This is a genomic window from Arthrobacter sp. UYCu723, from assembly GCF_054059215.1.
Window position 1 is genome coordinate 4046643 of sequence record NZ_JBSSBW010000001.1, and the last position, 23110, is coordinate 4069752.

The window sequence follows — 23110 nt, forward strand, 5'->3', positions numbered from 1 at the left end:
CTGACCGCGCCCTCCCTGCTCACTGCATCGTGAACCGGCGGGCCACAAACGAATTCACGGCAGGAACGGCGGCGGCCGCCGCGATGGCGTAACTGCGGATGTTGAGGAGTCCGCCGCCGAAGGGCCTGCCCAGCGCCATGTTGAGCTCGGACTGCCGTACCGCCCTGGCTGCTGCCGTCATCCGGCTCCGTTCGAAACTGCGCAGCTGCGCTCCCACGCCGTCACCCTGCAGGGCGGCGAGCACGAGCGGGGCCAGCGCCACCGCGTCGAGCCAGCCCAGGTTCATGCCCTGGCCTCCGATGGGGCTGACCTCATGGGCGGCATCGCCGATCAGCACCGTCCGGCCGGTCACCATCCGGCGGGCCAGCCTGGACCGCACTCCGAAGCTGCTGAGCATGCTGTTGCTGCCGGCGTCGACGTCGATGCCTGTCCGTTCCCGGACCTGCTCCGCCAGCCAGCAGGCGCCAGGCAGGTTGTTAGGTCCGGGGTTCGTTTCGGGGTTCCAGGCGGGCATCGTACGGTCCAGCCGGATGACCCAGCGGCGCAGCCCGCCGGGCAGGGGAAAGGACTCGACGATCCCCTCCGGGGCCAGGAAGAGGGCCGCATCCGGGCCGAAGCATGTGCTGTCGGCAAAGTCGCCCATCAGGTAGCTGTCGGGATAGTGCTTGGCCCTCACGGCCGTTCCCTGCAGGGTCCGCACCGCAGAGCGGACGCCGTCGGCGGCGATCACGAGGGCCGCCGAATGCCGCACCGGACCGGCGGGTGAGCTGCCCTCCACCCCGACCCGTCCGCCGTCGTCGTGCAGGCCGGTGAGCCGGACACCGCGGTGCAGGGCGCCGGGATCGAGCTCCCTGACGCGCTGTTCGAGGACAGCCTCGGTACGGCTCTGCGGCAGGGACAGGACGAAAGGGAATCTGTACGACACGCCGGCAAAGCTCATCTGGGCGAGTTGCCGGCCGCCGCCTAGGGCGATGCCGCGACGGATCGGGACCCCCTGTGCCACCAGCTCCTGCGCGACGCCGATCCGCCGCAGCACGTCCAGCGCCGGGGGATGGATGCCGATGGCCCGGGAGTGCTGGTCCCGCTCCGTTCGCTGTTCGAGCACCCGGACCCGCACGCCGCTTTGCAGCAGCAGGGCGGCCATGAACAATCCCACCGGCCCGGCGCCGACGATCAGGACCTCAGCCACCCGCGGCGCCTTTGTCGGTGCTGGTGTCGGCGTTTTTCTCGAGGATCAGCAGATTCCGGTAGGGGGAGTGGCGGGCCACGTTCCAGCCCGGGGGAGCGGCGGCGCGCAGCTCCGCCGCGGTATAGCTCCGCCGGATGGAGGTCAGGCCGTCCTTCCGGATGTAGGAGCCGGTGAAGGGCCAGGAGCCGGCAAAGAACAGCGCATAGGCGAGGGCGCTGCGGCGAAGGTCGTTGTGGATCACCTGTCCGTGGCACAGCTTCGCCGACTCTGCCAGGAAATCGGGCAGCTCGTCTGCGGCCAGATGGTGGAGCACGTGATTGGACACAACAAAGTCATAGCTGCAGCCCTCGCGGGCCAGTCCGGATGCCGTCGCCTGCCGGAACGTCACGCGGGCGGTCCGGTGCCGTTCCATGGCGAATCGGCTGGCGCGCGGATCCGGGTCAATGGCGGTGATCTCGAGTCTGAGGCCGTCCCGGGTGGCCCAGCGGGACAGCATCACCGGCACGTCGCCGCCGCCGCAGCCGATGTCCAGCAGCGTGGTGGCCGAGCCGGCACGGAGCCGTGGCCTGAGTTGGCGCAGGTAGATGTCCCGCCAGCCGGAGACGGCCCGGTTGACCAGCGCGAACTGCGCGTAGGTGCGGTCCAGCCGTGCCGGGTCGCAGCCGGGCAGATCCATTTCCTCGACGGCGTCAGCCGCACGTTCCCGCAGGAGCTGCACGTGGCGCCCCTCAGGCCAGCGCGGATTCCGGCTGCGCGGAGGCGGCGCTTCGCTCCGGCCGGCAGGACTCCGCCGAGCGGTGGTCGCGGAGCTTCGTGAACAGCGCCGTCTCCACCGTCAGCCCGGGCCCGAACGCCATTGAACAAATCCGCCCGTCGCCGTCTTCGGCCGGAAGATCCAGGATGTGCTTGATCACGAACAGCACCGTCGCGCTGCTCATATTGCCGAAGTTCCGGAGCGTTTCACGGGCCGGCACCAGCTGCTCGTCGCTGAGGTCCAGCCGGGACTGCACCTTGTCCAGGATGCTGCGGCCGCCGGGGTGGATGGCCCAGTGCCGGATGTCGCGGTAGGGGAGTCCGAGCAGGGAACTCTCCCGGGACAGCAGCGGTTCCAGGGCGCCGATGATGTGGTCGTCGATGATGTGCGGGACGTAGTTGCCGAGGACCATCTCGAACCCTTCGTCGCCGATGTTCCAGGCCATGGATTCCTCACCGACGGGCGTCAGGACCGTTTCGAAGTGGTCCAGCTGCAGGAGCGGAGCTTCGCCGGGGATGTCCCGCGCGCTGACGATTGCCGCAGCCGCACCGTCGGCAAACAGGGCAGATCCCATGATGGTGTCCGGATCGTTGGATGTCCGGACATGGAGTGAGCAAAGTTCCGCGCAGACCACGAGCACCACGGCGTCCGGGGCCGCCTCGCAGAAGGACTTGGCGGCCCGCAGCGCGGGAAACGCCGCGTAGCAGCCCATGAAGCCGAGGTGGTACCGCTGCACGGCCGGGTTCAGCCCGAGGGCGCGGACGATCTTGTAGTCGGGACCTGGGTTGAAGAATCCGGTGCAGGAAACCGTGACCAGGTGAGTTATGTCAAGTAGATCTATTCCCGGGCAGGCGTCCAGGGCCTTTTGCGCCGCCTCAACAAAGAGTTTCGTGGCCTCGGTAGCGAAAATATCGTTCCGCACCTTGGTGCTGGGACTGAGGAGCAGGCCGGTGGCGGAATCAAAAAACCGGGGATTCTCCGCCCGGCTGTCGAGGGTCATTTCCGCAACGGCCGTATACCGGGTGTCAATGGCTGCCGAGTCAAAACAGGTGCTGACAAGCCGGGTGCCGAGTCGGGTCAGCCCGGGCTGGGCCGCAAACACGTCGCGGGCTTCGGTTTGGATCAGGACAGTTGGCGGAACAGCAGTTTCCAGGGACCTCAGGTAGACCGTCATGGTTCATTCTCAGTGAGGCCAGCGCTTAAGACAATGGAATCGCCGAGGCAAAGGCCGGGACAATCCGCATCGGACCATCAGGATCCGCCCCGGTTGTCCAGCCCCGCCCGCGCACGCTCCCATAACGCCGATAGTGGGTATCCGGTTAGCTCAGGTAGACTGCGTAAATGTCGAGACCGGACTTTCCGAAGACGATTCTGGAGTTCCAGGCGAGATTCGGCGACGAGCAGGCTTGCCTGGGCTATCTGTTTGAGTGCCGCTGGCCGGATGGCTATTCGTGTCCCCGGTGCAAGGGGGAGTCCGCCTGGCCCGTGGCGGCGCGGGGGCTGTGGGAATGCGCCGCATGCCGTTACCAGGTTTCGCTGACAGCCGGTACCGTGCTCCACAAGACCCACACTGCACTGCATTTGTGGTTCTGGGCGGCCTACCTGATGACGACGGGAACTCCGGGGATCTCGGCCAGGCAGCTGCAGCGCCAGCTCGGACTCAGCCGCTACGAGACGGCCTGGACCATGCTCCACAAACTGCGCCGCGCCATGGTCAACCCCGAACGCACCCTGCTGACCGGCGAGGTAGAGGTGGACGAATGCGAAGTCGGCGGCCCGGAGGTGGGCCGGCGCGGCGGCAGAAATCTCACGGCCCGGGCCGCGCAGATAGTCGTGGCGGTGGAGGTGCGTGGTCAGGGCTCCGGACGCGTCCGGAGGAAGGTGATCCCCAACGCGTCCGGCGACACCTTGGGCACTTTCGTGACAGACACTGTGGCTCCCGGCGCCATCGTGCACACCGACGGCTGGATGGGGTACGTCCCGTTGAGGAACAAAGGCTACGACCACCGCCCGCGATCCCAGCGGGCCGCCAAAAGAGCCGGCGACCCCGACCCTGTCCTTCCCCGCGTGCACCGCGCCATCAGCAACTTCAAGACATGGCTGCGGGGAACCCACCGCTCCGTGGGCAATGAACACCTGCAGGTGTACCTCGACGAGTTCACGTTCCGCTACAACCGGCGCAGCACACCCATGGCGGCCTTCCAATCCCTGCTCGGTCTCGGCGCACAGCAGGCGCCAGCCACCTATCGCCAAATCGTCGCCCACGGTCCGGGATCGAACAGCACAACCTGAGCTAACCGGATACCCAAACTGGCATGCACGGATATTCGTGAGACGGGAGTTGGGCCTCCGTTGCTGATTTCACGAAGTGGGCTTAGCGTCGGGACTGGAGAGTCGCTGATGATTGTCGGAAGAGGACTTGGAGAAGTTCATGGCGAGATTCGGGTAGAGCGTTGACCGGACGTCGCATCCTTATGCACTGGCAGCATGTCGGGGCGCTTCATGTGGCCCGTAAGGGCCTGGGCGCACTTTCTTTTGGGGCGAAAGGTAGATCCGTGATGGCGCAGAAAGATTCCGGCATCGGTCATCCTGTTATTCCGCCTGGGACGCCCCCATGGCTCATTCCTGCACTTGGCGTGGTTTTTGCTGCGTCCGCTCTCATCCTGTTCATCATTGCAGCGACGTATGCGGGTGGCGCTGGGATCACGGTTCTTCTTCTAATATCCGGGCTCGTGTCGCTGGTGCTGGCCGTGAATATGGCCAGAGTATGGCGACGGAGCAGGCGGGAGCCAAGGGACCACAGCAGGCAGTAAGACACATGCGCAACTGTCTGTCTGGGGCGCCATAAGCCGCCAATGCCGTTAGCGGTGGGCGCTCTCAAATCTGCCAAGCGACATTTTCGCCGCTGCAATGTATTGAGCGTAGGCCGCGGCTGAGTCGGTGGCGTGGCGTTCGATGGTTGTGGGGGAGTAGCCGAGGGTTTCGGCGATGATGGCCACGGGTGCGAGTTTGGTGAGTTCGTGGAGGGTTCCGAGCCGCGCGGCACGGGTGCTGAAGAGCTTGCTGAGGCGTGTTGTGAGATGTCCGGGGTGGATGTGACGCCCGGGAGAGGCTCCGCGGAATACCCACTTGGTATTGGGATGTGAGGCGGTCAGGTCGTGCATTGGGTTTGCGGCGAGTTCGCGCCAGGGCTTGTCCAGTGGATCCGGCAGTGCGATCTGGGTGGTCCCGAGCTGGATGGTGACCAGTTGTTCGGTGATGGTCACGTCGTTCCAGGTTAGTTGTGCGATTTTTTCAGCCTGTTGTCCGAAGACGAGGATGAGGATCGCGGCGGCCCTGTCACGTGCCTCGAGTCCGTCTTCGTGGATGACTCGTTTGAGCGCTTCGTCCTGTCCGGGCTTGGCGAGTCTTGGGCTGGTGCCGCGGTGGTGCGGAACGATGATGAGACCGGCTGGGGCGGCTTTGGTCTTGATGGCCCATTTGAGGAAGCGCTCGGCGATGCGCCGGGTTGTGGGCCCTTCGGCTTGCCATACGTCGAGGTGGGATTGCTGCAGCTCGGGCAGTTTGATGTCATGCGCAGTGAGCCAGTTGAGCAGATCGATGGCCACGGTGACTTCCTGTTTGGCGCGTAGGAAGGTGCCGCGGGCGACTTCGTCCATGTGGTTCATCCGTCGTTGATGGTGCCAGCGGATGTAGCGGCGGATCACGTCAAGGTTCTGAGGATCCCTCACGCGTTCGAGGGCTTGTGCGGCCCAGCTGTCGTAGCGCGTTCGGAGTTCGTCGCGTTGGGGGAGCACCCCGTGTTCGGTAAGGAGGCCGCGGACGTACTCGCGGGTGCGTGAGTCGGGAAGTTCGTCGAAGGTTTCGTGCGTGATTTTTGGTGCGACCGCGAGGTTTCGGAGGAACGCGGTGACGTGCTTTTGGCGGATCCAGGTCAGGCCGCTGTTGGCCCGTTTCATCGACTTCAGCGCCGCCGCAAGCGGGATCAGATCGTTGGCGACGGATCCCGTGGCCGGGTCGGTGAGCAGGTCATCTACGACAGTTCCGAGGACGCAGGTCCAGCAGCGGCCGCCGCTGTGAAGTTCGTCCTCGGCTCCGCAGGTCCGGCAGTCGATGTTGAGTCGGATGCCTGAGCATCGACGGCACGCGGGTTGGCTGTCGATGAGGCCGGGGAGGACGCCTTCGTGTCCGCAGGCGCAGGTGCCGCGGGTGCGTTTGGCTTGTTGGTAGCAGTAGCCGCAGACTCCGCCGTCGGGCCATCGTGCGACGGTTTGGTGGTGCTGGCCGCAGCGGTTGCAGGGGACCGGCCAGCGGATGGGGTCCTCTGCTTTGCGTGGCCTACTCACCGTCCTCGGGTGTGACGAGGCGGATGCGTTTGGCGATCGGGTTCCCTGGTTGGATTCCGAGGTCTTCGCTGCGCTGGGGTGCGTTGGCTGTTGCCGCGGCGCGCATCTCAATGAATGGTTCGAACAGGTCGTTCGGGGTGCAGTCCAGGATGTCGCAGAGCGCTGCGAACGTTCTGGCAGGGATGCGTTCCGGCGTGGCCGTGACCAGCCTGTAAACCTGGCTCTCGGAGAGGTTGATTCCGCGGGACCTCAGAAGGGGCATCAGTTCGGTGGTCTTCCAGAGGTTGCGTTTGGCCATGAGGGCACGCAGGTTCCAGCGGTAGCCGATCCGGCGCTGTTCAGGCATCTGGGTCCTCCAGGGTAGCGATGCGGCGTGCGATCATCTGCTGCACGGTTTTCTGCTTGAAGTCCGACGATACTGATGTGTAGAGGCCGGTGGTCGAGGCGTACGAGTGGCCGACCTGTGTCTGCACGAATGCCGGGTCGTAGCCGGCTTCGATCAGGTGGGTCACATAGGAATGTCTGAGGCAGTGCAGCCCCAGTTCCTTGGGCAGCCCAACGGCGTCCCGTGCAGCTGCGAAGGCATCCCCGAAAGACCCAAGGGACATCCGGGCGCCCCGTTCGCTTGGCCAGAGAGCCGATGACCGGTCCGCCGTGGGGAACATTGCCCGCATTCCTCCGGAGGTCCAGGTCCTCAGCTGATCGACGACCCAGTCGAATTCCGGCACGGTCAGTACGGTGCGGCGTCTGGGCCCTGAACCTGCAGTGCCTTTGGCGAACCGCACCTGGATGGCACCGAAACGGCCATACTCACTCACGTGTGGATTCGGGCCGAAGTCCTCCAGATCCAGCATCGTCATCTCGCGCCGGCGAAGCCCATAGGCATAACAGACTTTGAACGCCACCGAATCACGGAACAGGGGCAGCCAGCGCTTGCTCCCGGCCGCGTACTCACGGTCAACCAGATCGTCGATGTGATCGAAAATCCGTTGCAGTTCCGCCTTGGTGAACGCCCGCCGCGCTGCCGGGACGGCGTCATCGGTCGTGTGCCTGGGCGTGTTCCATTCAAAGCAGATCTGGCTTGGAATATCGCCGAACGTGCGTTCGCAGAACTCACCCCAACCGTAGCCAGGGTGCGTCAGGTAGGAGCAGAACATCGCCACGGCATTGCTGTACGAGCGCAGCGTCTTCAGGCTGATCGGCTTTTCACCGGAGCGCAGTCCGGCCAGGAATTCCTCAATGTCCACCGGACGCCATTGCCACGGAAATTCGCCCGTGAACTCCTGAAACCGTTCCAGCAGCTGGCAGCGCTGCTTGATGGTCTGCGTCGTGAGCCCACGGGCCAGCATCTGCGCACGCCAGCCATCCAGCATGGCCGTGAAAACCCGCTCGTCAGCTCTAAAAAGCCCGACACCCGGATCCACCAGCATCCGCGGGACGAAACCCGGAACGGCACCACTCACTGCAACCCCTAAACCATGGAAACATGCATTAGATGCAGGAAACCTACAGCGGCAAGCGACCAAGGGCAAATTCACGCACCGGCGTCCGAATGCAGTCAGCCCCAGAAAAATAGCTTGACCTGCGGAAACGCCGAATTCGTCACGGAACGGGAGTTCTCGCAGCTGCTTCTACTCCCGTGCTTTCTACGCCGATAATCAACATTATGTAAAGTAGTACTCTGCGTATCTCATCTGATGAATCATGCTGCCTTGTCTCAAGTTAGTTGAACCAATGGCCCGACGCGTCTCACTTTAGGTGACGCATCCGGCCGGTCTGTCTCGAGTTAGTTGGAGCATTTGCCCCGGCGTGCCTCACTTTAGGTGACGCATCCTGGCCGCTGGGATGGCTAGACTCCGGGCTATGGGACGCTCGACGGCGGCGTCTGACACTCTTGCCGGGCAGCACTGTCAACGGCGCCCCAATAACCGCCTTCCTGGCGGATTGCCGGATGGTTCCGTTTGAGCTTGTCCGGCCCATCCGTTCGCCGGCAGCATTCAAGGGCAACGCAACGTTCGAATCCTGGTGCGAACGTGATCACCTGATGTGCATGGACTTTGACCCGGACGTTGTCGGTATCTCATCCCAGCCCTTCCGCATCGCCTGGCCTGCACCGCTCCCCCGGGATTCGCACGTCCCGGATTATTCCGTCCGCCGTGGCGACGGGTCCGCTGTTGTGCTCGACGTCCGCCCGGACACCCGCGTGAAGCCAGCAGATCAGAACTTTCCAGGCAACCAAGGGCCTTACGCCGAATCCAGCGTCGGCAGACCGCTACGCGAAAACGGGCCGCCTCTTGACAGGCCCCACTCATCGATCTAGCGTGTAAGTTATCGCTTACGTAAGAAGGTGCTTACATGGTCGCGCAGGACCGACTCAGTACGGCGTTCGCCGCTTTGGCGGATCCGACGCGCCGCGACATCCTAATGCGACTTCGAAGCGGCCCCCTCACCGTGAGCGATCTGGCGGTGCACTATCCGATGAGCAGACCCGCCGTTTCTCAGCATCTGACGGTGCTCGAGAAGGCGGGGCTCGTGGCACGAGATCGGAGGGCGCAGTGGAACGACTGCTCGCTCGCGACTGCCAGCTTGGATGAGGCGGCCGCGTGGATCGAACAGCAGCGCGCTGACTGGATTGAACGGTTCGACCTGCTCGACGAGCATCTCAGGAACCGCCGTGAACACGGCCGCGCGACCGACAACCATAGCGAAGGAGAATAACGATGATCGACGCGTCCAAGGGCTTCACCCTCGTCCGAAGGTTCGAAGCGACCCCCGAGGAGATCTGGAAGGCGTGGACCGACCCAGACTCCGCAGCGCAGTGGTGGCATCCACGGGGAGCGAGCACACCTCGAGAAAAAGTAGAAATCGACGCACGGGAGGGTGGCCGCTACACGTACACGATGGTGAACGACGCCACCGGCGACAAGGTAATCACCGGCGGTGTATACCGCGAAGTCGCGCCGTTCGAGCGCCTCGTGTTCACCTGGGGCCACCCGAACGGCGACCCGGATGACACTCCAGTCATTACCGTCACCCTCGAGCCGGTTCACGAAGGCACGCGCATGACATTCGATCTGCGCGGCGTCGACGGGAGCAAGGGCGATGGGTATTTCTACGACGGATGGCAGGAGGTGCTCTTTTCCCTGGGGGATTACCTGGGAAAGTCCCAGATCGCCCGGTGAGGGATGCGGCTGAGATCACCGTGCAAAGGAGATGCAGCTGGATCCGAATGCGAGATCCTCGAGCTCGATCCCTATACGCGAATCGTTTTCAACTGGGGTTTCGTCGGGCCGGATCGGCTCGACGGCCCCACCTTCGATTCGCGACGCACGCTCACGTTCACCGAAGAACGGGATGGCACAACAGCGTTGACGCTCGTCCAAGAACACCTCGATGACCTCTACGCAGCGATGCCCGACGTCGCTGACAACGTCGGTCCAGGCTGGACCGATGTTCTCGACAAGCTCGCCACGCTCGTTGACGCCGGCTGGTGGGCACGCTACAAGAAGGAGACGAATATGCGCACTCTGATCGTGACTGAATGGATGACACTCGACGGCGTCGTCCAGTCCCCCATCTACCCAGACGAAGACACCGAGGGCGGTTTCGCACACGGCGGATGGCACGCCCAATATGTCGACGAGTCGCGTCGTCGCGAGCGTGACGACGGCCGACAGCTACCTGCTCGGCCGCCGGACTTATGAAGTGTTCGCCGCCCACTGGCCACACGCATCCGCCGAGGAACAGACGCTAGCGCAACCGCTGAACTCACGTCCCAAGTACGTGGCCTCTACCACTCTCGCCGAACCACTCGGGTGGCGGAACTCGACCCTGCTGCGCGGTGATCTCGGCACTTCGGTGCGCACCTTGAAACAAACGGGGAACGGCGAACTGCTGGTGATCGGGAGCCCTGACCTCGTGCAAAGCCTACTCGAAGAGGACCTGGTCGATGAGTTCCGGCTGATGATCGACCCGCTACTTCTCGGCAGCGGCAAGCGACTCTTCCACACTGACGGCCAGGCCAGGCCACTGCGACTCATCGAAAGCCAGCAAACATCCACGGGAGCGATTCTCGCAACGTACGTCCCGGCGCACGCCTGAGCGTTGCTCAAACGGGACAAGGTGACGCGGCCTCTGTAAGTCTGCCGTTTGCACCCAACCGACGGACGGATTCGACGGTTTGAGTCAACTCAAGTGATAAATACGCAAGAAATCTGCCTCAGGTTAGTTGCCTAAATCCGCTAGATTCCGGGGTTTTCGTGGGTCACCTTAGATGAGAGGACACCATGTCTGGGCCCACCTCCAAAGCCGCGACGGCCAGCAGATCGTCGGGCCGGTCAGTGCCTGGGGGCGACGGCGATCTCCTCGCCGTCGACGGCGAGAAACGGCGCGTGGCGGTCCATGATCAGCAGGTAGATGACGGCGGCCAGGATCGCGCCGACGAACCAGGAGAAGCCGGAGATGTAGGTGAACGCAGGGACGAGAGCCAGCACCAGGGCGACGATCGCAGCCGGTGTACCTGCGATGACAGCCTTCCGGTTGATGCCACGGGTGTACGCATACTCCCCGTCGGGGGACTCCGAGTACAGGTCCGGAATGTTGACCCTGCCCTTCCGGACCAGCCAGTAGTCGGCCATGATCACGCCGAACAGCGGCCCCAGGAGGGCACCCAGCCCGCCGAGGAAGTAGACGATGACCACGGGCGAGTTGTACAGGTTCCACGGCAGGATCACCAGGCCGATCGCCGCGGAGATGATGGCTGCCCTGCGGAAGTCCAGGGTCCGCGGAAAAAGATGGGCCAGCGTGTAGATGGGCGCCACGAAGTTGGCCATGAGATTCACGGCCACCGTCAGGATGATCAGGGCCAGGCAGGCCAGCACCAGCAGGAATGTGTTCGGGATGGCGTTGACGACGTCGGTGGGCGACTCGATGACCGTCCCGTCGATCTTGTACCGGGCGCCGGAGAGGACGACGACGATGGCGGCGAAGAATAGCATGTTGATAGGGATGCCGAAGAAGTTGCCGCGCACCACCGACCGCTCTGAGGGCGCGCCCCGGGTGAAGTCGCAGAAGTTCAGCACGAACGTCCCGTAGACGACCACCCATAGCGCCGCGGACTGGAAAATCCGCACCCACATCTCGGTGCCGGTCAGCGAATCGGCGGTGGACCAGGCGATGGACCCGCCGGCCTCCAACAACATCCAGACGGCCAGCGCGAGCATGGTGACCAGGATGATGGGGCCGGCGAAGGCCTCGTACTTGCGGATCATCTCCATGCCGAAGCTTACGATCACCGTCTGCACCGCCCACAGCGCAAGGAACGAGATCCAGCCCAGCGTCGAGAGTCCGAGGAACGAGTTCGTATCGAGCGGCGCCAGGGACGGCGCGAGGGCCAAGATGAGCACCCGGAGCACAACCGAGGCCAGGTAGGTCTGGATGCCGAACCAGGCCACGGCCACGGCGCCGCGGACGATGGCGGGGATGTTGGAGCCCCGGATGCCGAACGCGATCCGGCTCATGACCGGGAACGGCACACCCGTCCGCTCGCCCATGAACCCGGAGAGGTTCAGGAGCAGGAACAGCAGGACGGCGCCGAGCAGGAAGGCGAGCATGATCTGCCAGGCGCCCAGTCCCAGGGCGAACAGTCCCATGGCGAACACGTAGTTACCCAGCGAGTGCACGTCGTTCGCCCAGAGCGTGAAGATGCTGTAGGCGTGCCACGTGCGGCCCTTGCGCATGGTGGGCGCTAGGTCCTCGTTGTAGAGTCGGGGGCTCACGCCCGCAGGCATTTGGTCCGGGACCGCTGGCCCTCCCCTGGCGATCTCCTCGACCTCGGGGTCACCGGTGCCCCACGGCTCCGGGTCAATCAGATGCGGATGTCCGTGCTCGTCGCGCGAGCTGGGACCGTGCTGGTGGGACATGGTGCAGACCTCCGTGTGGCGGAAAAGAGCGTTGCCCGGGTTTGGGCTGGTGTTGGACGGGAACCGTGCTGCCGCTGCGGGAACGCCGACCTTGTCGGAGTGGCGCTCACGAAAGCTGAATTTCGCATTGCGGAAAACAGCTTTCGTTTCGTGAAACAAATGTAGCTGTGGTGCAGGTCACAGTCAAGAGTTCCAGGCGTGCGGGGTTCGACTTCGCAGTGCGCCGTTCGCTGTCCCGGGGGTCGCTCAACTCTCCCCGCGCCGGATGAGCCTGCCCCGGGGTGAGTCGAAGTCCACCCCGCCCCGCAGATAGGTCTTGCGTACTTACCCGGCTTACCCGGACAGCGCCATGCCATTCCCGCCAGCCGGCTGCGTTTTGAGGTGCAGGTGGAAACGCCGCAGCTCATCCTGGGCCCCGGAGAACTTTGACGGAGGCCGTCGATATCCACGCAATGACTGGCTAGAGTCAGTGCAATCGTGATGTGCAGTTGGCGGCAGCTCAACCCAATCCGCCTTCACGTTCAGATCCATACGTTTGCATCCGCACTATGAAACTGAATGAACCCAGGAGAAAAACGCAATGACCTATACAGTGAACTGCTCCATCCTGCTGACGGAACTGCCGATCCTGGAGCGCGCCGCCGCAGCGAAGGCTGCCGGCTTTGACGCCGTCGAATTCTGGTGGCCCTTTGAAACTTCCGTCCCCGGCGACGCGGACGTCACCAAGTTTGAGCGCGCCGTGACCGACGCCGGAGTCCAGCTCACCGGCCTGAACTTTAACGCGGGCAACATGCCCGGCGGGGACCGGGGCCTGGTGTCCTGGCCTGCCCGCTCCGCAGAGTTCCTGGACAACATCGATGTTGTTGCCGGCATCGGCGAGCGTCTCGGCTGCAAGGCCTTCAATGCCCTCTACGGCAACCGGATCGACGGCGAGTCCGCAGAAAAACAGGACGCCATCGGCGCCGAAAACCTCGCGACCGCGGCCGCCGGCGTCGCCCGGATCGGCGGCACCGTCCTGCTCGAGCCGGTCAGCGGCGCCCCCAAGTACCCGCTTCTCACCGCCGCCGATGCTCTGAAAGTGATCGCCCGGGTCAGGGATGAATCCGGTGCGGGGAACATCCGGCTCCTCGCGGACTTCTACCATCTGGCGGTCAACGGGGACGACGTCGCGGCCGTCATCGAGAACCACGCCAAGGACTTCGGCCACGTCCAGATCGCCGACAACCCCGGCCGCGGGGCTCCCGGAACCGGTGAGCTCCCCCTCGGCCAATGGATCACCCGCAGCCGCGAACTCGGCTACGGGGGCTACATCGGCCTCGAATACAAGGAACCGGCGGAAACCGCCTTCGCCTGGGCCCTCCCCGAACGCCCCGCCGCCCACTAACGACCCGCCAAACCCCACAGCTCCTGAGCTAACGGGACTTCAGTAAAGGAACCACAATGAGCAATGTTGCAGTCATCGGACTCGGAATCATGGGCCTGCCCATGGCCATCAACCTCGTCAAGGCCGGCCACACCGTCACCGGCTTCAACCGCAGCCAGGACCGGATCGACGCGCTCATCGCCGAAGGCGGCCAGGGCGCCACGAGCATCGCCGACGCCGTCACGGACGCCGACGTCGTCATCACCATGGTGCCGGACTCCCCGGACGTCGAGGGCGTAGTCGGCGGCCCGGACGGACTGTTCGCCAACGCCAAGCCGGGAGCCCTGTGGATCGATGCCAGCAGCATCCGCCCGGACGTCGCCAAGCGCCTTGCCGGGGACGCCGCGGCGGCCGGGATCCGCGCCCTGGACGCTCCGGTGTCCGGCGGCGAGCAGGGTGCCATCGATGCCGCACTCTCCATCATGGTGGGCGGCGAGGCCACCGACTTCGAGGCAGCACAGCCGGTCCTGACCGCTGTCGGCAAGACCATCGTCCACGTCGGCCCGTCCGGCTCCGGCCAGACCGTCAAGGCAGCCAACCAGCTCATCGTGGCCGTCAACATCCAGGTCCTGGGCGAGGCCATCGCCTTCCTCGAGGCCTACGGCGTCGACACCGACGCCGCCCTCAAGGTCCTCGGCGGCGGGCTTGCCGGCTCCAAGGTCCTGGACCAGAAGGGCCAGAAGATGCTCGACCGCGACTTCGAGCCCGGCTTCCGCCTTGCCCTGCACCACAAGGACATGGGCATCGTCACCTCCGCAGCCCGCGAAGCCAACGTCTCCATCCCCCTCGGCGCCATCGCAGCCCAGCTCGTCGCCGCGACCGTCAACCAGGGCGACGGCGGACTGGACCACTCCGGACTCTTCAAGCAGGTCCTCCAACTTTCCGGCCGCAAGTAAGCTGACGGGCAGGCCAGCCAGCTGCCGGGAACAAGCTAACGCGCAGCCAAACACCCCTCGTCACAGGGCATTCAGAGCCCCGCGCCGGGCACCACAGCAGACTTTCAAGGAGCACAGAATGACCAAGATGCGCACCGTAGACGCTGCTATCGCCATCCTAGAAAAGGAGGGCGCCACCGAGGCGTTCGGCCTGCCAGGCGCGGCGATCAACCCCTTCTACTCGGCCATGCGGGAGCACGGCGGCATCCGCCACACCCTCGCCCGGCACGTGGAAGGCGCCAGCCACATGGCTGACGGCTACTCCCGGGCCAAGGACGGCAACATCGGCATCTGCGTCGGCACCTCCGGCCCCGCCGGCACCGACATGATCACCGGACTGTACGCCGCCTGGGCGGACTCCATCCCGATGCTCTGCATCACCGGCCAGGCTCCCGTGGCCAAGCTGCACAAGGAAGACTTCCAGGCCGTGGACATCGAAACCATCGCCAAGCCGGTCACCAAGATGGCCATGACCGTCCTGGAACCGGGCCAGGTTCCGGGCGCGTTCCAGAAGGCGTTCCAGCTGATGCGCTCCGGCCGCCCTGGCCCCGTGCTGCTGGACCTGCCGTTCGACGTGCAGATGGCGGAGATCGAATTCGACATCGACACCTACGAGCCGCTGGCCGTCGAGAAGCCCCGGGCCAGCCGCAAGCAGCTGGAAAAGGCCCTGGACATGCTGACCGCCGCCCAGCACCCGCTGATCGTCGCCGGTGGCGGCATCATCAACGCCGGTGCCTCCGCGCAGCTGGTTGAACTGGCCGAGCTGGTCAACGTCCCGGTCATCCCGACCCTGATGGGCTGGGGCGCCATCGCGGATGACCACCCGCTGATGGCCGGCATGGTGGGCCTGCAGACCTCGCACCGCTACGGCAACGAGACCATGCTGGCCGCGGACTTCGTGATCGGCATCGGCAACCGCTGGGCCAACCGCCACACCGGCGGCCTGGATACGTACACGGCCGGCCGCACGTTCGTGCACATCGACATCGAACCCACCCAGATCGGCCGGGTTTTCTCCCCGGACCTGGGCATCACCTCCGACGCCGGCGCGGCACTGGAGGGCCTGATTGAGCTGGCCCGGGAACGCAAGACGGCAGACACACTGCCGGACTACTCCGGCTGGGTCGCCGAATGCACCGAGCGCAAAGGCTCCCTGCAGCGCAAGACCCACTTCGAGAACATCCCGATCAAGCCGCAGCGCGTCTACGAGGAAATGAACCGCTCCTTCGGGCAGGACACCACCTACGTGTCCACGATCGGCCTGTCCCAGATCGCCGGCGCCCAGCTGCTGCACGTCTTCGGCCCGCGGAAGTGGATCAACGCCGGCCAGGCCGGCCCGCTGGGCTGGACCGGTCCGGCCGCGCTGGGCGTGGTCCGCGGCAAGCCGGACGAGACCGTTGTTGCCCTGTCCGGTGACTACGATTTCCAGTTCATGATCGAGGAACTGGCCGTCGGCGCACAGTTCAACCTGCCCTACATCCACGTGGTGGTGAACAACTCCTATCTGGGCCTGATCCGGCAGTCCCAGCGCGGCTTCAAGATGGAACAGAACGTGTCCCTGGCCTTCGAGAACATCAACTCCACTGATCTCTCGGCGAACGCAAGTGGCTACGGCGTGGACCACATCAAGGTCGCCGAGGGCCTGGGCTGCAAGGCCCTCCGCGTGGAGGACCCCAACGACCTGCCCGCAGCGTTCGACACGGCCAAGGCACTCATGGGCGAGTTCAACGTCCCCGTCGTGGTGGAAGTGATCCTGGAAAAAATCACCAACATCTCCATGGGCACCGAAATCAACGCCGTAACCGAGTTCGAGGACCTGGCCGAACACGGCGAGGACGCCCCCACAGCGATCATCGCGCTGCTGGACTAGTCCATTGATAGGAGGCTCCGGAATGCGCGTTGTCATTGCCCCCGACAAGTTCAAGGGCTCACCCTCCGCCCCGAACGTTGCCTGGCACTTGGAAGCCGGGCTGCAGGCTGGCTACGCGGTCCACACCGAAGTCCCGACCGGCACCGATCTCGAGGTAATCCGGATTCCCGTGGCCGACGGCGGCGAGGGCACCCTCGACGCCGCCGTCGGCTCCGGCTTCACCCGCCGCAGCGCCCTGGTCAGCGGACCCACCGGGCAGCCGCTCCGGGCCGAGTTCGCGGTCCGCGGACGCGAAGCCGTGATTGAAATGGCCGCCGCGTCCGGGCTCGCCGTCCTCCCGGGCGGCGGCCCGGACTCCACAAGCGCCAACAGAGCCACCAGCCTGGGCACCGGGGAACTGATCCGGGCAGCACTCGACGCCGGCTGCCGCCAGAACATCCTGGGCATCGGCGGCAGCGCCAACACTGACGGCGGCGCAGGAGTCCTCCAGGGACTCGGCGCCAAACTCCTCGACGCCGACGGACGGGACGTCAGCACGCTGGACAACGCCCTGGCCAACTTCGTGCAGGTCCTCGCCAACGAAATCGGCCCCCGCGCTGTGAAAGCCGCGGCCGCGCCGGGCGCCGGAGCGGCCGGCGGTGTTGGCTACGCAGCCATAGCGGTACTGGCCGCGACCCGCAGGCCGGGCATCGACGTCGTACTTGAATTCACCGAACTGGGCCGACCGGATGGTGATCACCGGCGAAGGCAGCCTGGACGAACAAAGCCTCCTCGGCAAAACACCCATGGGCATTGCCCGGGCCGCGTCCAACGCAGGCGTGCCCGTGATCGCCGTCTGCGGGCGCACTACACTGAGCCGTAAACAGCTCAGCGACGCCGGCTTCGCCCAGGTCTATGCCTTGACGGATCTGGAAGCCAATGTAGACAAATGTATAGCCGAAGCAGGACCGCTTCTCGAATTATTGGGCAAAAATACTGCAACACGATGGTCAGTTTCAGACGAAGACGCCTGAATCCGAAGACTAGGAGAATCTCCATGATTGAAGAACCAACGACATCGATTCAAACCGGCGCACGTTATGATCTGGTCATCCGCGGCCAGCGCGTCCTCACCACCGCCGGCATCGCCGCGCGTGAAGTGGGCGTGCGGGACGGCGTGATCGTGGCCATCGAGCCCCTAGGCAACAGACTCACCGGCACCGAGGTCATAGAACTCGCGGACGACGAAACCCTGATCCCGGGCCTGGTGGACACCCACGTCCACGTCAACGAACCAGGCCGCACCGAATGGGAGGGCTTCGCCTCCGCCACCCGGGCCGCCGCAGCCGGCGGCGTTACCACCATCATCGACATGCCGCTGAACAGCATCCCGCCCACCACCACCGTTCAGGCGCTGGATCTCAAGCGCGGCGTGGCCCGCGATCAGGCGTTCGTCGATGTGGGGTTCTGGGGCGGAGCGATCCCGGGAAATACCGGAGATCTGCGCGGTCTGCACGATGAGGGCGTATTCGGCTTCAAGTGCTTCCTGCTGCACTCCGGCGTGGACGAGTTCCCGCACCTGGACGCCGAGGAAATGGAAAAGGACATGGCCGAGCTCAAGTCCTTCGATTCGCTCATGATCGTCCACGCCGAGGACTCCCGGGCCATCGACCGCGCCCCCTCCGCCGGGGGCGATCACTACGACAGGTTCCTGGCCTCCCGCCCCCGCGGGGCCGAGAACAAGGCCATCGCCGAGGTCATCGAACGCGCCCGCTGGACCGGCGCCCGCGCCCACATCCTGCACCTCAGCTCCTCCGACGCGCTGCCCATGATCGCCACCGCCAAGCGCGACGGCGTCCACCTCACCGTGGAGACCTGCCCGCACTACCTCACGCTCATGGCCGAGGAAATCCCCAACGGCGCCACCGCCTACAAGTGCTGCCCGCCGATCCGCGAGGCCTCCAACCGGGAACTGCTGTGGAAGGGACTCCAGGACGGGACCATCGACTGCATCGTCTCGGACCACTCCCCCAGCACCCTTGACCTGAAGGACCTGGAAAACGGCGACTTCGCCGTCGCCTGGGGCGGCGTCTCCTCGCTGCAGCTGGGCCTGTCCCTGATCTGGACCGAGGCCCGGCACCGCGGCATCCCGCTGGAGCAGGTACTGGAGTGGATGTCCACCCGGCCGGCGCAACTGGCGCGGCTGGTGCGTAAGGGCCAGCTGGCCTTGGGCTACGACGCGGACTTCTCGGTCTTTGCGCCGGACGAGGCCTACGTGGTGGACGTCTCCAAGCTCAAGCACAAAAACCCCATCACGCCCTACGACGGCAAAGCCCTCTCCGGTGTGGTCCGCAAAACCTACCTGCGCGGCACCATCGTGGACGGCAAAACGCCCACCGGCAAACTCCTGCGCCGGGGCCAGAGCTAACGCACCCAACTCGGGCTTGCCGGATGGGCCAGGCACCGCACTTCGCTGCTCTAGGCCATAGCGGGCTTGCCGTGCAGCGAAGTGCAGAACCTCGACCGCAGCCGCGACGTCACGAATGCGCGCCTGTCGGCGTAGAGATCTTCCCGCACGCCGGACGAAAAGTAGGTCCGGTATCTGGCGGCCCGTGTCCTGCACCCCGGTCGAGACATGGCCATATCCGATCAACTCGGTCACGTTCATTATCAACGTCTCATGGGTCTGTCTCGTCTCGCATCCCTCGGCATGCAATTTCCTGTCTCATTCAACCCGACAGTGTCGACGTGGGAACTGACAGGTTGAATGAGACGACAAGTCGCCCGATCTGTCTCATCCGAGTTGTCAGTTCCGTATGCCTGGCCCTGCCTCCGACCGTGCCCAGCACGCGCTCGGATCCTGTCGAGTTCATAGGCGACCACTCTGAACAACGCTGACAAGTCAACTGAGACAGGGAGAAGAACCCCGTAGGCTCCGATTCAATTATAAAACTGACAACTACGTTGAGACCGGACATGCAAGACGGCGTACCCCAAGATTGGTTAAGCAACGCGACAGAACGCCGGTTGTCGGCGTTATGAAATCTGCCAAATACGGCTGATGGTGCTTCAAATTCTCCGGATCCTTGTACCGTGTCCCGGCTCAACTGCTCAACCGCCCACTTCCGCCGCTCCGGCTGCAGAGAGTACAGCCTGCGCGCCTGGGCGGATTCGCATCGGCTACGACGGTTTTCCCAACATCACGCGTGAGCTGATGGCGCGGCGTGGGACGAGAATGACATCATCAAGATCCTGCGCGGAAATTTCATCGACCTCTATTCGGGTAGTGGGTTGAGCCGGGAAGCAGGCAGGTCCGCCGGAACGAAGGAGTTCCAATGCCAGACATTTTGACCTCACGGTTCCTGTTGGGTCCGGGACCGAGCAACTGCTACCCGGAAGTGACCGCCGCGTTGGCGCATCCGGTGATTGGACACCTGGATCCGGTCTTCATCGAACTGCTGGACAACACCTGCGAGAGCCTCCGCACGGTCTGGGGGACTAAAAATGCCTGCACGCTGCCATTGAGCGCCACCGGTTCCGGCGGCATGGAGGCGGCTTTCGTGAACACAGTGGTTGACGGCGATGTGGCAGTGATCGCCGTCAACGGTCTGTTCGGTGAGCGCATGTGTGAGGTGGCCCGCCGCTGCGGCGCGACCGTGGTTCGTGTAGACCATGACTGGGGCACGCCCATCGACGTCGAACGCGTTCTGACGGCTCACCCGCGACCGAAGGTGATTGCGGCCGTCCACGCCGAAACCTCAACTGGAGTACTGTCCGACGTCGCATCGCTCGGGCAGAACAAGGGAGATGCGCTGCTAATAGTAGACGCCGTGACGTCCATCGGCGGGCTGGAACTCCTTGCGGACGACTGGGGAATCGACGTCGGCTACGCCTGCACTCAGAAATGCCTCGGCTTGCCGCCGGGGTTATCGCCCTTCACAGTGTCGGGTAGAGCCTTCGAGCGAAGGATTGAGAATCCCCGCTCCTGGTACTTGGATATCGGTCTGCTGGGCGGTTACGTCGGGGCCGCCAGCGGCAGCGGTCGGACCTACCATCACACGGCGCCGGTTTACCATGATCGCCGGTCTCGAGGCGGGCTTGCGCAGGATCCTGGCCGAGGGAATGGATGCGGTCCAGGCGCGCCACCGCGCGGCAGGGGCTGCGTTGCAGGCGGGGCTCCAGGAGATGGGTCTTGAGCTGTTCGCGGCCGAGGGCCACCGGCTGCCCAGCCTTACCACCGTCAAGGTCCCAGACGGTGTCGACTCAGCGGCCGTACGGCGATATCTTCTGGAGCATTTCAGCATCGAGATTGGCTCTGGGGCGGGCAGCTATGCTTCCAGCGTCTGGCGGATCGGAATGATGGGCCCCAACGCAAATGCCGCGTCAGTGACTCTGGTGCTGGGGGCTCTCAAGGAAGCCATCGCCTCTGCCTAGCCAAAGACTCTCCGAGAAAACACTGATTCGAGCGCCTCTTTACACCGGCACCAACAGCTGTGAGGTGAATGCCGGGGCGCCGGTATCCGGCGTGCAGCTCGGCTCGGCCGACGCCACGACAGGTTGGCAGGCCGCCCCGACCGTCACACGAGCGGCACCGCCTGCCATCGATTGGACCAGTTCTCGATGATGGCCTGTCCGGACATCACCACAGGAACCTCATCTCCCGGCATGGCCACTCCCGCGTTCGCAGGGCATTCCACACGTCCAGCGTCATCAACTGGCGCTGGTACGACCAGTTCAACCACTTCACCCACGCCATGGAAATCTACGACCACTGGCCGGGGACCAGCCGCGGCATGGCCAAAGCCAGGCCATTGTTGCCGCCTCAAGACTGTTTGACTATATCGAACCTTCGACGGCTCTTAATTGCGGAACAGCGTCCAAGGATCCGTCGGGTGGGGGCCGGCCTACTCCGGGACCACCAGCGCCGGGGTGTCCTTGCGCAGCGTTTCGCCCCGGAAGAAGCCCGGCCGGCGCAAGTACGTGATGGCCATGACCACCAGGCCCAACGCCAGCAGACCAATCCCGATCAGGAACACCAGCCCGATCCCGAACAGCTCAGAGCCGCTGCCGAACTCCGGGCTCCAGCTGTCCACCGCGGTCTGGATGAAGACCACAGTGAGGACCAGGCCCCCGAGCACCGGGAAGAGCATCCGCATGAAGAAGTTCCGGACGCTGGCAAAAAGGCTGTGCCGGAAGTACCAAGTGCAGGCGAAGGCCGTCATCGCGTAGTAGAAGCAGATCATCAGTCCCAGCGCCAGGATGGTGTCATTGAGCACGTTCTCGCTGGCCACCTTCATGATCGCGTAGAAGCCGCCGGAGATGGCGCCGGCCATGATGGTTGCGTAACCAGGGGAGCCGAACTTCTTGCTCACCGTCGCAAAGCGCGGCGGCAGTGCGCCGTAGTGGCCCATGGCCAGCAGACTGCGGGCCGGGGAAGCCATGGTGGATTGTAGCGAGGACGCCGTGCCGGCGAGCACCGCCAGGGACATCAGGATGGCCAGCGGACCCATCACCGGCGAGGCGAGGGCAGCGAAGGCGTTCGACTGGTTGTCCGGGTTGTTCAGGCCGATGCCGGTCCCGCCCACACCGGCCACCATCATGGTGGCCACAATTACGGCGATATACAGGCCCAGGACAGCGACTGCCGTCGTCGTCCCAGCCTTGCCTGCTGTGCCCTTGCCGCCCTTGGTCTCCTCATTGACCGTCAGGCACACGTCCCAGCCCCAGTACACGAAGACCGCCAGCGACATGCCGGCGGCAAACTGGTCGAACCCGGAAATCTTGGCCGGATTGAACCAGTCCCAGCTGAAGCCGATGGCCGTGGGGGTGTCGCCAGAGACCGCGTGAGTGAGGGCCATGACAATGAACAGGCCCAGCACCAGCACCTGGAAGCCCACCATGGAGTACTGCACCAGCTTGGTCGCGTGCAGGCCGCGGTAGCTGACCCAGACCGCCAGCGCCACGAAGGCCAGACACGTGGCGATGTTCAGCGCCTTGTTGCCGGTCAGGTCAGCCAGCGCGGGATCGTTGAACACCTGGGCCAGGAAGAGGTAGAAGAAGTCCACCGCGACGCCAGCCAGGTTGGAGAGCACAATGATGTTCGCCGCCAGCAGTCCCCAGCCGCCCATCCAGCCGAGGAACGGGCCGAAGGCCTTGGTGGTCCAGGTGAAGGTGGTGCCGCTGTCCGGTGAATCGGCGTTCAGTTCGCGGTAGGCGAAGGCCACCAGGATCATGGGGATGAACGCGACGATGAAGATGGCCGGCAGCTGCAGGCCGACAGCGTTGACGGTTGGGCCCAGGGAGCTGGTCAGGCTGTAGGCGGGCGCCACCGAGGAGATGCCCAGGACGACGACGGCGAGCAGACCCAGTTGGCCACCCTTGAGTCCCTTCCCTGTGATGCCGTGTTTGGTGTCGGCCGGGTCGTGCGGCTCGGGCTGATGGTGGCGCCCCGCCGGAGCACGCCGGTCCGGCGTGAACTGGTCCGCGACGGGAGCGTCCCGCGGCTGATCTTGGCTGGTCATTCGACTCATGAGCTGGCCTTTCTAGGCAGGCGGTGAATCCAGCAGCGGTTCCTGCTGGGTGGTACAGCGGATGCCTCCGCCGCGGGCAAATAGTTTGCACGCGTCCACACGGACTGCGCGGCGGCCCGGCTGGGCTCGGCGGGAACGGCAAGTACCTGTCATCCTTTGGATC

General features: G+C 64.6%; 17 protein-coding genes and 2 pseudogenes. 11 read left to right on the forward strand and 8 right to left on the reverse strand.

Going from position 1 to position 23110, the window contains the following annotated elements:
- Window positions 1-19 precede the first annotated feature (19 nt).
- Genes ACVWZ8_RS18890 through ACVWZ8_RS18900 form a run of 3 tightly spaced genes read right to left on the reverse strand, consistent with a single transcriptional unit; the run spans window position 20 to window position 3117 of the window.
- Window positions 20-1189: an FAD-dependent oxidoreductase gene (locus ACVWZ8_RS18890; RefSeq protein WP_456505468.1), complete on the reverse strand. Its 1170-nt coding sequence runs from the start codon at window positions 1187-1189 to the stop codon at window positions 20-22.
- Window positions 1182-1865 (reverse strand): class I SAM-dependent methyltransferase, encoded by a 684-nt coding sequence (locus ACVWZ8_RS18895; RefSeq protein WP_426979904.1) that lies wholly within the window; start codon window positions 1863-1865, stop codon window positions 1182-1184. The genes ACVWZ8_RS18890 and ACVWZ8_RS18895 overlap by 8 nt, the downstream gene beginning before the upstream one ends.
- Before the next feature lie 52 nt (window positions 1866-1917).
- Complete coding sequence (locus tag ACVWZ8_RS18900) at window positions 1918-3117, reverse strand: type III polyketide synthase (protein WP_426977804.1); 1200 nt, start codon at window positions 3115-3117, stop codon at window positions 1918-1920.
- A 167-nt stretch (window positions 3118-3284) separates the two neighbouring features.
- Between ACVWZ8_RS18900 and ACVWZ8_RS18905 the strand changes: the two genes are divergently transcribed.
- Complete coding sequence (locus tag ACVWZ8_RS18905) at window positions 3285-4235, forward strand: IS1595 family transposase (RefSeq protein WP_456505469.1); 951 nt, start codon at window positions 3285-3287, stop codon at window positions 4233-4235.
- A 569-nt stretch (window positions 4236-4804) separates the two neighbouring features.
- Here ACVWZ8_RS18905 and ACVWZ8_RS18910 read toward each other — a convergent pair.
- Genes ACVWZ8_RS18910 through ACVWZ8_RS18920 form a run of 3 tightly spaced genes read right to left on the reverse strand, consistent with a single transcriptional unit; the run spans window position 4805 to window position 7752 of the window.
- Window positions 4805-6289, reverse strand: a complete 1485-nt coding sequence (locus ACVWZ8_RS18910) for a Fis family transcriptional regulator (RefSeq protein ID WP_456505470.1) — start codon at window positions 6287-6289, stop codon at window positions 4805-4807.
- Entirely contained in the window at window positions 6282-6635 is a 354-nt protein-coding gene (locus ACVWZ8_RS18915) for a helix-turn-helix domain-containing protein (protein ID WP_456505471.1), read from the reverse strand. Before ACVWZ8_RS18915 ends, ACVWZ8_RS18910 begins: the two co-directional genes overlap by 8 nt.
- Complete coding sequence (locus ACVWZ8_RS18920) at window positions 6628-7752, reverse strand: tyrosine-type recombinase/integrase (protein WP_456505472.1); 1125 nt, start codon at window positions 7750-7752, stop codon at window positions 6628-6630. Before ACVWZ8_RS18920 ends, ACVWZ8_RS18915 begins: the two co-directional genes overlap by 8 nt.
- Window positions 7753-8644: 892 nt before the next feature.
- Between ACVWZ8_RS18920 and ACVWZ8_RS18925 the strand changes: the two genes are divergently transcribed.
- The 4 genes from ACVWZ8_RS18925 to ACVWZ8_RS18940 are packed head-to-tail and all read left to right on the forward strand — an operon-like array spanning window position 8645 to window position 10390.
- Window positions 8645-9007, forward strand: coding sequence for an ArsR/SmtB family transcription factor (locus tag ACVWZ8_RS18925; RefSeq protein WP_426977793.1), 363 nt, complete (start codon window positions 8645-8647; stop codon window positions 9005-9007).
- A gap of 2 nt (window positions 9008-9009) precedes the next feature.
- Window positions 9010-9471 carry an SRPBCC family protein gene (locus ACVWZ8_RS18930; protein ID WP_456505473.1) on the forward strand — a complete coding sequence of 154 codons (462 nt, stop codon included), beginning with the start codon at window positions 9010-9012 and terminating at the stop codon, window positions 9469-9471.
- Between the two features lie 3 nt (window positions 9472-9474).
- Window positions 9475-9993 carry an SRPBCC family protein gene (locus ACVWZ8_RS18935; RefSeq protein ID WP_456505474.1) on the forward strand — a complete coding sequence of 173 codons (519 nt, stop codon included), beginning with the start codon at window positions 9475-9477 and terminating at the stop codon, window positions 9991-9993.
- On the forward strand, window positions 9923-10390 hold the full coding sequence (locus ACVWZ8_RS18940; protein WP_456505475.1) for a dihydrofolate reductase family protein: 468 nt from the start codon (window positions 9923-9925) through the stop codon (window positions 10388-10390). Before ACVWZ8_RS18935 ends, ACVWZ8_RS18940 begins: the two co-directional genes overlap by 71 nt.
- 236 nt (window positions 10391-10626) lie before the next feature.
- Here ACVWZ8_RS18940 and ACVWZ8_RS18945 read toward each other — a convergent pair whose 3' ends face one another.
- Window positions 10627-12078: an NCS1 family nucleobase:cation symporter-1 gene (locus tag ACVWZ8_RS18945; protein ID WP_426979900.1), complete on the reverse strand. Its 1452-nt coding sequence runs from the start codon at window positions 12076-12078 to the stop codon at window positions 10627-10629.
- A gap of 712 nt (window positions 12079-12790) precedes the next feature.
- On the opposite strand from ACVWZ8_RS18945, the gene ACVWZ8_RS18950 reads away from it, so the two are divergent.
- The 6 genes and pseudogenes from ACVWZ8_RS18950 to ACVWZ8_RS18975 all read left to right on the forward strand — a co-directional run bounded on the left by ACVWZ8_RS18950 (window position 12791) and on the right by ACVWZ8_RS18975 (window position 20851).
- Window positions 12791-13594: a hydroxypyruvate isomerase family protein gene (locus ACVWZ8_RS18950; RefSeq protein ID WP_456505476.1), complete on the forward strand. Its 804-nt coding sequence runs from the start codon at window positions 12791-12793 to the stop codon at window positions 13592-13594.
- Between the two features lie 56 nt (window positions 13595-13650).
- Window positions 13651-14529, forward strand: a complete 879-nt coding sequence (locus ACVWZ8_RS18955; RefSeq protein WP_456505477.1) for a 2-hydroxy-3-oxopropionate reductase — start codon at window positions 13651-13653, stop codon at window positions 14527-14529.
- A 118-nt stretch (window positions 14530-14647) separates the two neighbouring features.
- Window positions 14648-16438 (forward strand): glyoxylate carboligase, encoded by a 1791-nt coding sequence (gene gcl / locus ACVWZ8_RS18960; protein ID WP_456505478.1) that lies wholly within the window; start codon window positions 14648-14650, stop codon window positions 16436-16438.
- 22 nt (window positions 16439-16460) lie between these two features.
- Window positions 16461-17451, forward strand: a pseudogene (locus ACVWZ8_RS18965) (glycerate kinase).
- Window positions 17452-17474: 23 nt separating this feature from the next.
- Window positions 17475-18845 (forward strand): allantoinase AllB, encoded by a 1371-nt coding sequence (gene allB, locus ACVWZ8_RS18970; RefSeq protein WP_426977784.1) that lies wholly within the window; start codon window positions 17475-17477, stop codon window positions 18843-18845.
- Between the two features lie 907 nt (window positions 18846-19752).
- Window positions 19753-20851, forward strand: a pseudogene (locus ACVWZ8_RS18975) (pyridoxal-phosphate-dependent aminotransferase family protein).
- A 470-nt stretch (window positions 20852-21321) separates the two neighbouring features.
- On the opposite strand, the gene ACVWZ8_RS18980 reads toward ACVWZ8_RS18975, so the two are convergent.
- The gene (locus ACVWZ8_RS18980) at window positions 21322-22938 is read right to left on the reverse strand and encodes an APC family permease (protein WP_426977779.1); all 1617 of its coding nucleotides are present in this window, start codon (window positions 22936-22938) and stop codon (window positions 21322-21324) included.
- Window positions 22939-23110: the final 172 nt, after the last annotated feature.